This window comes from Phenylobacterium sp. (assembly GCF_041916435.1).
Lineage (GTDB): Bacteria > Pseudomonadota > Alphaproteobacteria > Caulobacterales > Caulobacteraceae > Phenylobacterium.
In genome coordinates, this window is record NZ_JAYRZM010000002.1 from 278807 (window position 1) to 291781 (window position 12975).

12 protein-coding genes are annotated in these 12975 nt (G+C 72.3%); all 12 read left to right on the forward strand.

Annotated features, from left to right (window positions below):
- Window positions 1-109: 109 nt before the first annotated feature.
- The 12 genes from ACE3TA_RS06235 to ACE3TA_RS06290 all read left to right on the forward strand — a co-directional run bounded on the left by ACE3TA_RS06235 (window position 110) and on the right by ACE3TA_RS06290 (window position 12968).
- Window positions 110-1036, forward strand: a complete 927-nt coding sequence (locus ACE3TA_RS06235; protein ID WP_374571634.1) for a DnaJ C-terminal domain-containing protein — start codon at window positions 110-112, stop codon at window positions 1034-1036.
- 71 nt (window positions 1037-1107) lie between these two features.
- Window positions 1108-1446, forward strand: coding sequence for a hypothetical protein (locus ACE3TA_RS06240; RefSeq protein ID WP_374571636.1), 339 nt, complete (start codon window positions 1108-1110; stop codon window positions 1444-1446).
- Window positions 1447-1457: 11 nt separating this feature from the next.
- Window positions 1458-2162 (forward strand): response regulator transcription factor, encoded by a 705-nt coding sequence (locus ACE3TA_RS06245; RefSeq protein WP_374571638.1) that lies wholly within the window; start codon window positions 1458-1460, stop codon window positions 2160-2162.
- 10 nt (window positions 2163-2172) lie between these two features.
- Window positions 2173-3561, forward strand: a complete 1389-nt coding sequence (locus ACE3TA_RS06250; RefSeq protein WP_374571640.1) for a sensor histidine kinase — start codon at window positions 2173-2175, stop codon at window positions 3559-3561.
- Between the two features lie 77 nt (window positions 3562-3638).
- Window positions 3639-5003 (forward strand): hypothetical protein, encoded by a 1365-nt coding sequence (locus tag ACE3TA_RS06255; protein WP_374571642.1) that lies wholly within the window; start codon window positions 3639-3641, stop codon window positions 5001-5003.
- Window positions 5004-5076: 73 nt separating this feature from the next.
- Window positions 5077-6192 (forward strand): c-type cytochrome biogenesis protein CcmI, encoded by a 1116-nt coding sequence (gene ccmI, locus ACE3TA_RS06260; protein ID WP_374571643.1) that lies wholly within the window; start codon window positions 5077-5079, stop codon window positions 6190-6192.
- Window positions 6189-6692, forward strand: a complete 504-nt coding sequence (ccmE, locus tag ACE3TA_RS06265; protein WP_374571645.1) for a cytochrome c maturation protein CcmE — start codon at window positions 6189-6191, stop codon at window positions 6690-6692. The genes ccmI and ccmE overlap by 4 nt, the downstream gene beginning before the upstream one ends.
- Entirely contained in the window at window positions 6689-8665 is a 1977-nt protein-coding gene (locus tag ACE3TA_RS06270) for a heme lyase CcmF/NrfE family subunit (protein ID WP_374571647.1), read from the forward strand. The genes ccmE and ACE3TA_RS06270 overlap by 4 nt, the downstream gene beginning before the upstream one ends.
- Window positions 8662-9129, forward strand: coding sequence for a cytochrome c-type biogenesis protein (locus ACE3TA_RS06275; RefSeq protein WP_374571649.1), 468 nt, complete (start codon window positions 8662-8664; stop codon window positions 9127-9129). Before ACE3TA_RS06270 ends, ACE3TA_RS06275 begins: the two co-directional genes overlap by 4 nt.
- 144 nt (window positions 9130-9273) lie before the next feature.
- On the forward strand, window positions 9274-10845 hold the full coding sequence (locus ACE3TA_RS06280; RefSeq protein ID WP_374571651.1) for a Do family serine endopeptidase: 1572 nt from the start codon (window positions 9274-9276) through the stop codon (window positions 10843-10845).
- Window positions 10846-10874: 29 nt separating this feature from the next.
- Complete coding sequence (locus tag ACE3TA_RS06285; RefSeq protein ID WP_374571653.1) at window positions 10875-11546, forward strand: response regulator transcription factor; 672 nt, start codon at window positions 10875-10877, stop codon at window positions 11544-11546.
- Between the two features lie 18 nt (window positions 11547-11564).
- Window positions 11565-12968, forward strand: coding sequence for a sensor histidine kinase (locus ACE3TA_RS06290; RefSeq protein WP_374571655.1), 1404 nt, complete (start codon window positions 11565-11567; stop codon window positions 12966-12968).
- Window positions 12969-12975: the final 7 nt, after the last annotated feature.

Sequence of the window (12975 nt, forward strand, 5' to 3'; positions counted from 1 at the left end):
CGCCGCCGATCTCAGTTGTGTGGCAAAATTGTCACAGGAAGCCTTGCGAGACTCGCCGAAAGGGCCAATCTACAAGGCGTATCCGTAGCTGGTTTTGAGAGGCTGTTCCTTGGCCAACGACCCATATCAGGAACTGGGCGTGTCCCGCGGCGCGAGCGCCGATGAGATCCGCAAGGCGTTCCGCAAGCTGGCCAAGGCCCACCACCCGGACACCAACCCGGGCGACAAGGCCTCCGAGGAGCGCTTCAAGCGCGTGAGCGCGGCCTTCGACATCCTGGGCGACGCCGAGAAGAAGAAGAAGTTCGACGCCGGCGAGATCGACGCTGACGGCCGCGAGATCTTCCGCGCCCCTCCGGGCGGCGGCTTCGGCGGCTTCCAGGGCGGCGGCCCGCGCGGCGGCTTCTCCGGCGGCGACTTCGAAGGCGTCGATTTCTCCGACATCCTGAGCGAGATGCTGGGGCGCGGCGGCCGCGGCGGCGGCGCGCGCGGGTTCGAGGGCGGCGGCTTCCAGAGCCGCGGGCCGGACGTGCGGGCGCTCCTGGAGATCGACCTGGAGGAGGCCATCCAGGGCGGGCCCAAGCGCATCGCCTTCTCCGACGGGCGCACCATCGACGTGACCATTCCCAAGGGCGCCAGCGACGGCCAGGTGCTGCGGCTGAAGGGGCAGGGCGCCCCCGGCCGCGCCGGGCCCGGCGACGCCCTGATCGAGCTGGCCATCCGGCCGCACCCGATCTTCAAGCGCGAGGGCGAGGCGCTAGTGATGGACCTGCCGGTCTCGGTTCCCGACGCGGTGCTGGGCGGCAAGGTCGAGGCGCCGACGCCGGACGGCCCGGTGACCCTGACCGTGCCCAAGGGCTCCAACTCCGGCTCGCGCCTGCGGCTGAAGGGCAAGGGCCTGGTGGGCGCGCACGGCAAGCGCGGCGATCTGTTCGCCCGGCTGGTGGTGATGCTGCCGGATGCGGCGGATCCCGAGCTCGAGGCCTTCGCCGAGCGCTGGCGCAAGGATCGGCCCTACACGCCGCGCCGCCGGGCGTGATAGACCCGGTTGCGGCTTCCTGAGCCGCATGTTCAGCCTGGGTTCAGTCACGGGGGCCTAATCCCAGCGCCATGAAGCGCCTTTTCGTCATCGCCGCGTTGCTGCTGGCCGCCCCCGTGGGCGCGGCCGCCCAGCCGCCCTGGCAGGACGACGGGCGGCCGGTGTACGGCGCCGAGCGCAGCGACCAGGATCGCGCGCGAGACGCGGTGCGCTCGGGCCGCCAGGCGCCGCTCTCGCGCGTGCTGGCGTCGATCGCCCAGCGCACGCCGGGGCGTCACCTGAACACCACCCAGGGCGATGTGGGCGGCCGGCCGGTCTATTTCGTCCAGTGGCAACTGCCCGACGGCCAGGTGGTGATCTTCGTGGTCGACGCCGAGAGCGGTCAGATCATCGGCCGACGCGGGGGTTAGGAGCCAGCGACATGCGCATTCTTCTGGTGGAAGACGATCCGGACCTGTCCCGTCAGCTCAAGCTCGCGCTGACCGACGCCGGCTACGCCGTCGACCACGCCGCCGACGGCGAGGAGGCCCAGTACCTGGGCGAGACCGAGCCCTACGACGCGGTGGTGCTGGACCTGGGCCTGCCCAAGGTGGACGGGGTCTCGGTGCTGGAGCGCTGGCGGCGGGGGAACATCTCCACGCCGGTGCTGATCCTGACCGCGCGCGGCGCCTGGAGCGAGAAGGTCGCCGGGTTCGACGCCGGCGCCGACGACTATCTGACCAAGCCGTTCCACACCGAGGAGCTGCTCGCCCGCCTGCGCGCCCTGCTGCGCCGCTCGGCCGGCCACGCCGCCCCCAGCCTGACCTGCGGGGGACTGAGGCTCGATCCGCGCGCGGCCCGCGCCACGGTGAACGGCGAGCCCCTGCGGCTGACCTCGCTGGAGTACCGCCTGCTGCACTACCTGATGATGCACCAGGGCCGGGTGATCAGCCGCACCGAGCTGATCGAGCACCTCTACGACCAGGATTTCGACCGCGATTCCAACACCATAGAGGTGTTCATCGGCCGGGTGCGAAAGAAGATCGGGGCCGAGCGGATCGAGACCGCGCGCGGCCTCGGCTACCGGCTGACCTGCCCGATGGAGGAGCTCGACGACGGCGCGGCCCGGGGCGGCGCGCGTCCGTGACGCCGGGCCCGTGAAACTCGAGGCGCTGCGCAGTCCGTCCCTCGTCCGCCGGCTGGTGATCCTGGCGGCGGGCTGGAGCCTGGTCGTGCTGCTGGTCACGGCGGTGGTGCTGGCCATGCTGTTCCAGCAGGCGGCGCTGCGCCGGTTCGACCAGGGCCTGTCGGAGCTGATCGACAACCTGCTGGCCGGGGCCACCATCGGCGACGACCAGGAGGTGATCGCCCCGGCGCTGACCGACCTGCGCGCGCTTCGGGCCTATTCGGGCAAGTACTGGCAGGTCGCCGAGCCGGCGTCCGGCGGGGCGTTGCGGGTGATCGTGCGCTCGCGCTCCCTGTGGGACAGCGACCTGAAGGCGCCGGCCGACATCGTCGAGGAGGTGGCCGCCACGCCAGGCAAGCCGGTGGTCTACGACACCCGCGGGCCGCTGAACGAGCCGCTGCGGGCCATGGCCTCGCAGGCCAAGCTGCCCGGCCGCGACGCGCCGGTGATCTTCATGGCCGCCGAGGACAGGAGCCCGGTGGACCGCGACGTGCGCGGCTTCATCGCCGCCACGGCGCTCGCCTTCGGCCTGTTGGCCGCCGGCATGATCGGGGCGGTGGTGGTGCAGGTGCGCGTGGGCCTGGCTCCGCTGTTCGACCTGCGCCGCGAGGTGGCCTCGGTGCGCCGCGGCAAGGCCGAACGGCTGATGGGGACCTATCCTACCGAACTGTCGCCCCTGGCCGAGGAACTGAACGCCCTGGTGGCGCACAATCAGGAGGTCGTCGAGCGCCAGCGCACCCACGTGGGCAACCTGGCGCACGCGCTGAAGACCCCGCTGTCGGTGATGACCACCGAGGCCGAGCAGCAGCCGGGGCCGCTGGCCGAGGTGGTCGCGCGCCAGGCCGACGCCATGCGCCGCCAGGTGGACCACCACCTGCGCCGGGCCAGGGCCGCGGCCCGCACCCAGGGCCAGGGCGAGCGCACCAGCGTGGCCGAGGTGCTCGACGAGCTGGCCCGCACCCTGGAGCGGATCTTCCAGGACAAGGGCGTCACCGTCGACTGGGACGCCGAGGACGACCTCTATTTCCTGGGCGAGCGGCAGGACCTCCTGGAAATCGCCGGCAACGCCATGGACAACGCCTGCAAGTGGTGCCGCGGCCGAGTGCGCGTGCGCGCCAAGCCGCTGTCGGCGAACCGCTTCCGGCTGGTCGTGGAGGACGACGGCGCGGGCCTGCCGCCGGACCGGCGCGAGGAGGTGCTCAAGCGCGGCGCGCGGCTGGACGAGGCCGCGCCGGGCTCCGGCCTGGGCCTGAACATCATCGACGAGCTGGCCCGCGCCTACGGCGGATCGCTGCGGCTGGGCGACGCGGCCCTCGGCGGGCTTTCGGTGGAACTGGAGCTGCCGCGCGCCGAGGCCTGAGCCGCGACGCATAGTCGTGGTTTGTCAAACCTTAACCCCCCTGTCGGCATTTTGGCCCGAAGCGCGGGAGACCGCGTATGGAAGACCAGATGGCCGGACTGCCCGAGCAAAAGATCGCGATCGTTCGCAACCTCGTCCAGTCGGCGCCCGACGGCGTGGTCGGCGGGCTGCAGGCCGCGCTGATGAACGCGGGCGCGGACCCGGCCCTGTCCAGCGTGCGCCGCCTGGTGGAGGTGGAGGCCGCCGACCGGCGGCTGCGCAACGCCGTGTTCATCGCCATCGCGCCCCTGTGCGTGGGCGACGGCCGCGATCCGGACCGCCTGCGCTTCCCGGCCCAGGTGCTGGCGGCCATCTGGCGCGGGCTGAAGGCGATCTGTCCGCGCGAGATCGAGTACGCCGCCTTCTGGCTGATCGACTATCGCGCCGGCGAGACCTCCGCCGAGCCCTTCGACGACCTGGTGAGCCGGGCCCTGGCCGGCATGCGCGCGGGCGGCCAGCCCGACTTCGAGCGCGCCCTGACGCTGGCCGAGGGGGCGCGGGAGAACGGCGGGCGCGAGCTCTGCGCCTGCCTGGAGCTGTCGGCCGTGGCGCGCGAGGCCATCGCGCGCCTGCCCGAATGGATCGGCCGCCTGAGCGAGGAGCGCGCCGCGGTGGCGCGCCTGGCCTACAAGGACGCGGTGAGCATTTCCGAGGACTCCGGGCCTCGCTTCTTCGAGATGCTGGCGGGTCAGCTCGCCGAGCCCTGGCGGGTGCTGCGCATCATCTCGGTGGTGATGGACAAGCCCTCGGAGGCCTATCTGGCCGGCTCGGAGCTGGCGGTCTTCGCCGAGCGGGTGTTCCAGGCGGTGGACGACGGCCTGGCCGAGGTCGGCCGGTTCGACGCCGGCGCCGGCGTCGCCCAGGCCCGGGCGGCGGGCAAGCTGGTGGACATCATCACCCACCAGATCGGCCTGATCGACGAGGCCATCGAGCTGGCGCGCGAGACCGGCTGGGGCAAGCGCCTGGCGAACGAGCGGCGCAACCTGGCCCAGACCGTGGAGCGGCGCCTGCGGGAGGCCGAAAGGGCCATGATGGCGGCCCTGCCGCGCGCGCCGATGCGCGTCGCGCGGGTGATGAAGGACATGCCGCGCCTGACCGAGGCGCCCGACGGCGCGGCGGTGAACCGGGCCATGTCGCTGCTGAACTTCGCCGAGGAGATTCGCTCCAGCGCCAACTACGGGGGCTTCGCCTCCATGCGGACCAAGGTGCTGGAGAGCCTGGGCGAGGCCATCGACATCTACGTCGAGGAAGTGCTCGACATGATGCGCCACGGAGAGGTCGAGGACCCCGCGATCGGCCACGCCTATCTGAACCTGGCGGCCACTTTCGCAGGCCTGGTGCGCGACCGCCGGGCCGCCGAGGTGGTGCGCCGGCGGGCCGCGGCCCTGACGGCGGCGGCCTGATCCACGCGCCCGCGGCGACTCCGCAATTCACCGGACCTCGCGCGCGGGGCCGCTTTGGGCTAAACGCGCCGACATGATCATGTTCTGGGCCGTGGCCGCGCTCGTATCCGCCGCCGCCGCGGGTCTTGTCCTGCGACGCGCCGCCCGCGTCGGCGTCTCAGCCGGCGGCGAGGACCCGGCGCTCGCGCTCTATCGCCGCCAGCTCCAGGAGATCGACGACCTGGCCGAGCGGGGCCTGCTGGCCGAGAGCGAGCGCAAGAGCGCCCAGGCCGAGGCCGGCCGCCGTCTGCTGGGCGCGGGCGAGGCCAAGGCCGCCGAGTGGAGCACGGGCGGCTATCGCGGCTGGATCCTGGCGCTTGCGGCGCTGGCGCCGGTCGCCGGGGTCGCGGTCTATCTGTTCGTCGGATCGCCCGGCATGCCCGACCAGCCGTTCACCGCGCGGCTGGAGCGCTGGCGCAAGTCCGACCCGTCCACCCTGGCGCCGCCGCAACTGGCGGCCATCCTGAAGGACCTGACGGCCAAGCGCCCGAACGACCCGGAGGCCTACCGCTTCCTGGCCCTGGCCGAGGCCGCCGCCGGCGACAACGCCGAGGCCGCGCGGGCGCTGCGCCACGCCATCGAGCTGGCGCCCGAGCGCGCCGACCTGTGGGAGAAGCTGAGCGAGGTCCTGCTGGTCGACGCCGAGGGCCAGGTGACGCCCCAGGTGGAGGCGGTGCTGCATGAGACGCTCAAGCGCGATCCCAAGTCGGTGCCGGCGCGCTTCCTGTTGGCGCGCGGCCGCATCGAGGCGGGCGACAAGGCCGGCGGCCTGGCCGACTGGCGCGCCCTGTTGGCCGACCTGAAGCCCGACGATCCGCGCCGGCAGGCCCTGAGCGAAGCCATCGCCGAGGCCGAGCACGGCCCGGCGCCCCAGCCGCAGCAGGCCGCGCCCTTCGCCGCCGGCCAGCTCGACGCGATCCGCGGCATGGTGGCGGGCCTGGCCAGCCGCCTGGAGACCGCGCCGGACGATCCGGAAGGCTGGGTGCGGCTGGTGCGCTCCTATGCCGTGCTAGGCGAGACGGCCAAGCGCGACGAGGCGCTGGCCAAGGCGCGGGCGCGCTATGCGCAGCAGCCCGCGGTGCTGAAGGAACTGGATGCGGCGGCGGCCACGCCCGCCATGGCCGCGCCCGCAAAGGAGGCCCGACCGTGAGCGGTTTTCTTCCCAAGTCGCCGAAGGCCAGGCGGCGGCTGCTGCTGATCGCGGCGATCGCCCCGGTGCTGGCGCTGGCGGCGGGGCTGACGCTGTGGGGCCTCAGCGACTCGATCTCGTTCTTCTACACGCCCTCGCAGGCGGCCGCGGCCAAGCCGCCGCCGGGCCGCTCGATCCAGCTTGGCGGCCTGGTGCAGCCCGGCAGCGTGTCGAAACATCCCGACGGCGAGGTGGAGTTCGTGGTCGCCGACCACAGCGCCGCCGACAAGGTGGTCTATCAGGGCGACCTGCCGGACCTGTTCCGCGAGGGGCAGGGCATCGTCGCCACCGGCTCCTACCGGGCCGACGGCGTGTTCGTCGCCCGCCAGGTGCTGGCCAAGCACGACGAGCGCTACATGCCGCGCGAGCTCGAGAAGGCCCTCAAGGACCAGGGCGAGTGGCGCGGCGAGGGCGCCGGCGCGCCCGCCTACGCCAAGCCCGCTAAATCGGACGCCCTATGATCGCTGAAGCCGGCGCCTTCGCGCTCGCCCTGGCGCTGGCCTTCTCGCTGGCCCAGGTCGCCGCCTCGTTCGCTGCGCGCGCCAGGCGCTCGGCCAGGCTGGCCGCGGCCGGCGAAGGGGCCGCCCTGGTCGCCTTCCTGGGCGTGGCCGGCGCGTTCTTCGCGCTGATGTTCGCCTTCGTCACCTCGGACTTCTCGGTGGCCAACGTGGCGGCCAACTCGCACACCGAAAAGCCCATGCTCTACAAGGTGGCGGGGACCTGGGGCAGCCACGAGGGCTCGATGCTGCTCTGGTGCCTGGCGCTCACCGGCTTCGGCACGGCCATCGCCATCTTCGGCAAGACCCTGCCGCGGGGGCTGAAGGCCCTGGCCGTCGGCGCCCAGGGCGTGCTGGGCGCGGTGTTCCTGGCCTACACCGTCTTCGCCTCCAACCCGTTCGCCAGGCTGCTCGATCCGCCGGTGGAGGGCCGCTCGCTGAACCCGCTGCTGCAGGACCCGGCGCTCGCCTTCCACCCGCCGTTCCTCTACTCCGGCTACGTCGGCTTCTCGGTGGTCTTCTCCCTGGCGGTGGCCGCCCTGATCGAGGGCCGGGCCGACGCGGCCTGGGCCCGCTGGATCCGCCCCTGGGCGCTGGCCGCCTGGAGCCTTCTGACCATCGGCATCACCCTGGGATCGTTCTGGGCCTACTACGAGCTGGGTTGGGGCGGCTGGTGGTTCTGGGACCCGGTGGAGAACGCCAGCTTCATGCCCTGGCTGGTGGGCGCGGCGCTGCTGCACTCCGCCATCGTCACCGAAAAGCGCGGCGCCCTGGCCGGCTGGACCCTGTTCCTGGCGCTGGCGGCCTTCACCTTCTCGATGCTCGGGGCCTTCCTGGTGCGCTCGGGGGTGCTGACCTCGGTGCACGCCTTCGCCGTGGATCCCACCCGCGGGGTGCTGCTGCTGATCATCCTGGGGGTGACCGCGGGGGCGGCCTTCGTGCTGTTCGCCTGGCGTGCGCCGAGCCTGCCGCGCGGCGGGCTGTTCGCGCCGATCAGCCGCGAGAGCGCCCTGGTGCTGAACAACATCCTCTTGGCGGCGGCGACGGTGACGGTGCTGCTGGGCACGCTCTATCCGCTGATCCGCGAGGCGGCGACCGGCGAGTCGATCTCGGTGGGCCCGCCCTACTTCAACCTGACCTTCACGCCGCTGATGGCCGCGCTGCTGCTGCTGCTGCCCGCCGGGCCGCTGCTGGCCTGGAAGCGGGGCGACGCCCTGGGCGCGGCGCAGCGGCTGGGCGCGGCGGCGGCGATCGCGCTGGCCGCCGGCCTGGCGGCCCTGGCGCTGGTCAGCCCGCGCCACGCCCTGGGCGCGGCGGGCCTGGGGCTGGGCGCCTGGCTGATCGCCGGCGCCCTGGCCGAGCTCGCCGAGCGCGCGCGCGCCTTCCGCGTCCCGGCGGCGGAGAGCTGGCGGCGCCTGGGCGGCCTGCCGCGGGGCGCCTGGGGCATGACGCTGGCCCACATCGGTCTGGGCGTGTTCGTGCTGGGCGTCTGCTTCGAGACCGGCTGGAAGGTCGAAGCGGCCGAGACCGTGCCGGTGGGCGGCGGCCTGGACGTGGGCGCCTACCACCTGACGATGGAGAAGGTCGGCGCGGTCGACGGACCCAACTACGAGGCCGAGCGGGCGATCATCCGCGCCACCAAGGCCGGCCGGCAGGTGTGCGTCGGCGCGCCGGAGCGGCGGTTCTATCCGGCCGGCGGCCAGACCACTTCCGAGGTGGCGATCTGCCAGGTGGGGCTCAGCCACCTCTACATGGTGCTGGGCGAGCGGCGCGGGAGCGAGGGCGAGCCGGTGTGGCTGGTGCGCGCCTATTGGAACCCCTGGGCGCTGTTGATCTTTCTAGGACCAGTGATCATGGCCCTGGGCGGGGCGGTGTCCCTGTCCGACCGGCGCCTGAGGCTGGCGGTCGGACGCAAACAGAGCGATGTTGCGACATGATCTCGCCGTTTCACCGCCTCGCGAGCCTGTTCGCCGCGCTCGCGGCGATCATGTGCATCGCGGCGGCCTCGGACCCGGCCGAGCGGCTTGACGATCCGGCCCAGGAGGCGCGGGCGCGGCACATCTTCCGCGACGTGCGCTGCCTGGTCTGCCAGAACGAGTCGATCGACGATTCCAACGCCGAGCTGGCCGCCGACCTGCGCAAGATCGTGCGCGAGCAGGTGGCCGCCGGGCGCAGCGACAGCGAGATCCGCGACTTCCTGACCGCCCGCTACGGCGAGTTCGTGCTGCTCAAGCCCAGCTTCTCGTTCGGCAACGCGGCCCTGTGGGTCGGCCCGTTCGTGGTGGTGGGGCTGGGCGCCCTGTTGCTGGCGGCGCAGCTCAGACGGCGGGCGCCTGAGGAAGAACTGTCCGACGAGGAAGCCGACAGGTTGAAAGGTCTGATGCGGGACCAGGCTCCGTGACAAGATCGCGCCCAATTGCGGTCGCGTTCCTGCGCCCAAGGGTGACCTAAACGTAACTTGAGAGCCGTTGCAGTCTCGTGCATCGAACCTAGCTAAACGGGTGAACGCGCCACAGGCACGCGTCCCCAAGGGAAGTGAAGGCTTATGACCTCGAAGAAGACCGGTTATCTCCTGGGCGCCGTCGCCGGCGCCGGCGTCGCGGCCGCCGCGCTGGCGGGCGCGGGCATGCAACTGCCTCCGGCGCGCGCCGCCCAGCAGAGCGACGTGATCAAGGCGTCGACCGCGCCCATCTTCGCCCCGCCGCCCGGGGCGCCCCTGTCGTTCGCGGACATCTTCGAGAAGGTCTCGCCCGCGGTGGTCTCGATCAACGTGACCTCCAAGGTCGATCCGGCCACCCTGCGCCGCCTGCCTGGCTTCGAGAACTTCCCGTTCGCCCTGCCGGGCCAGCCTGACGACGGCGGCGACGACCAGGGCGACGACGACAACAGCAAGGGCGGCTCCAGCAGCCGGCCGCGCCTGCCCACCCAGCAGTCCTCCGGCTCGGGCTTCTTCATCTCGCCGGACGGCTACATCGTCACCAACAACCACGTGGTCGAGAACGCCGAGACCATCAAGGTGGTGCTGAAGGACGAGCGCGAACTCGACGCCACCATCGTCGGCCGCGACGAGGGCACCGACCTGGCCGTGCTGAAGGTGAAGGGCTCGAACTTCCCCTATGTGAACTTCGAGAACGCCGCCAAGCCGCGCGTGGGCGACTGGGTGATCACCGTGGGCAACCCGTTCGGCCTGGGCGGCACGGCCACGGCCGGCATCGTCTCGGCCTACGGCCGCGACATCGGCGAGACCTTCGTCGACTACATCCAGATCGACGCGCCCATCAACCGGGGCAACTCCGGCGGGCCGACGTTCGACATCTACGGCCGGGTGATCGGCGTGAACACGGCGATCTTCTCGCCCTCCGGCGGTTCGGTGGGCATCGGCTTCGCCATTCCCGCCGACGTGGCCGACTCGATCACCAAGCAACTGATCGCCGGCGGCAAGGTGACCCGCGGCTACATCGGCGCGACGATCCAGAACTTCAACGCCGAGATGGCCGAGGCCCAGGGCCTGGGCGACCAGCGCGGCGCGATCGTGGCCGACCTGGTGCCGGGCGGGCCCTCGCAGCGCGCCGGCCTGCAGCCCGGCGACGTGGTGGTCTCCATCAACGGCCATGGGGTGAAGACCTCCTCGGAGCTGACCCGCGAGGTGGCCAAGGCCAAGGCCGGCGACGTCCTGCACCTGGAAGTGATCCGCGGCGGCAAGCACCGCGTCGTCGACGTGCGCTCGGGCACGCGGCCCTCGGAAAGCGAGCTGGCGGCCAACGACAACGCCCAGGGCGGCTCGAGCGGCGGCGGCGCGGACTCGTCCGGCGCGGTCGTGCCCTCGGTGCTCGGCATGAAGCTGGCGCCGCTCGATGACGCCGCGCGCCGCCGCTACAGCGTCGGCGCCGGGGTGACCGGCGTGGTCGTGGAAGGCGTCGACGCCTCGTCCGACGCGGCCCAGCGGGGCCTGCGCGCCGGCGACGTGATCGTGCGCGCCGGCGACACGGACGTGGCCAAGGCCAGCGACCTGGCCTCGGCCGTTGACGTGGCCAAGAAGGCCGGCCGCACGAGCGTGCTGGTGGGCGTCCACCGCGCCGGACGGACCCTCTTCCTGCCGCTCAAGGTCGCGGGTTAGGCTCGCGGACCACTGGGGGTGCGAGTCGAATGCGGATCCTGATCGTCGAAGACGACCTTGAAGCGGCCGACGCCATGGAGCGCGGGCTTTCCGAAGCCGGCTTCGAGTGCGTGCGCGCGGCCGACGGGGAGGCGGGCCTCGTCGCCGCGCGCGAGGGCCAGTTCGACGTGATGATCGTCGACCGGATGATGCCGCGCATGGACGGCGTCACCCTGATCGAGACGATCAGGCGGGAGGGGGACCAGACGCCGGTCCTCTTCCTCTCCGCCCTCGGCGAGATCAACGACCGCGTGGCGGGCCTGAAGGCCGGCGGCGACGACTACCTGGTCAAGCCCTACGCCTTCGCCGAGCTGATCGCCCGGGTCGAGGCCCTGGCTCGCCGGCGCGAGACCGGCTCGGTGCAGACGCTGCTGCGCGTCGGCGACCTGGAGATGGACCTGATCGGCCGCACGGTGCATCGCCAGGGCAAGGAGATCGACCTGCAGCCGCGCGAGTTCCAGCTTCTGGAGTTCATGATGCGCCACGCCGGCCAGTCGGTGACGCGCACCATGCTCCTGGAAAAGGTCTGGGAATATCACTTCGATCCGCAGACCAACGTGATCGACGTGCACATCTCGCGGCTGCGCTCGAAGATCGACAAAGGCTTCGACAAGCCCATGCTGCAGACCATCCGCGGCGCGGGCTACCGGCTCGACGCTTAAGGCCGAACGGCGCCGCCCATGCGCCTTCCCCGGATTTTCCGCACCACGCCGTTCCGGCTGACGCTGCTCTTCCTGGCGCTGTTCGCCGCCGCGGCCAGCGCCTTCCTCGCCTACATCTACATCGCCACCGCGGGCGAGGCGACGCGGCGCACCGACCGCGAGATCACCCGCGAGATGCGCACCTTGCAGGGCGCTTACGACCGGGCCGGCGTCGACCTGCTGAACCAGGCGCTGATCGAGCGGGCGGCGTCGGAGCGGCCGTTCCTCTATCTGCTGATGAAGCCCGACGGGACCCGCATCTCCGGCTCCATCGCCGAGAGCCCGCTGGACGACTTCAAGGGCGAGCCCGCCTGGACGACCTTCCAGGTCACCGACCAGGACCTGCAGGGCCATGAGACCAAACATCCGGCGCGCGGGCTGCAGGAGCGGCTGAGCGGCGGCGAGATCCTGTTCGTCGGCGCCGACGTGGGCGAGGACGAGGCCTATGTGGTCAAGGTGGTGCGGGCGCTGTGGGGCGCCTGGGGCCTGGTCATCGTGCTGGGCCTGGCCGGCGGGGTGATCGTCAGCCGCAACGTCAGCCGCAGCATGGGCGGGCTGAACGACGTGGTCGCCGCCGTGCGCAACGGCGACCTGGCCGCCCGCGCCCAGGTGCGCGGCACGCGCGACGAGTTCGATGAGCTGGCCGAGGGCCTGAACGAGATGCTCGACCGGCTGGAGCGGTCCATGGCCGGCCACCGGCACGCCGGCGACGCCATCGCCCACGACCTGCGCTCGCCGCTCACGCGGCTTCGGGCGCGGCTGGAGGCGGCCTATCTCGACGTGGAGGCCGGCAAGGGCGATCCGCAGCAGGCGCTGGCCCAGGCGCTGGACGACACCGACGGGGTGCTGAAGACCTTCGCCGCGGTGCTGTCCATCGCCCGGCTGCAGGCGGCCGGCGAGGCGCCCGACCAGACGCTGTTCGACCCGGCCGAGCTCGCCTCCGACATCTCCGAGCTCTACGAGCCCTTGTGCGAGGACAAGGAGATCGACTTCAAGGCCGAGCTGCAGAAGGGCCTGACGATCCGCGGCAACCGCGAGTTCCTGGCTCAGGCGATCGCCAACATCCTGGACAATGCGGTAAAGTACACCCCGGCCGGCGGGGCGATCATGCTGCGCGTGCGCCGCCGGTCCTCCGGCGAGGTGGAGTATTCGGTCACCGACACCGGGCCCGGCGTGCCCGAGGCCGACCGCGAGCGGGTGGTCGAGCGCTTCGTGCGCCTGGAGAACAGCCGCAACGAGCCCGGCTCGGGCCTGGGCCTGTCGCTGGTGGCCGCCGTGGCCGAGGCGCACCACGGCCGGCTGGAGCTGGACGAGGGGCCCGGCAAGGTGGGCGACATCGGCCCGGGCCTGCGGGTGGCGCTGATCCTGCCGCGCGCCGGCTAGGGCCGCG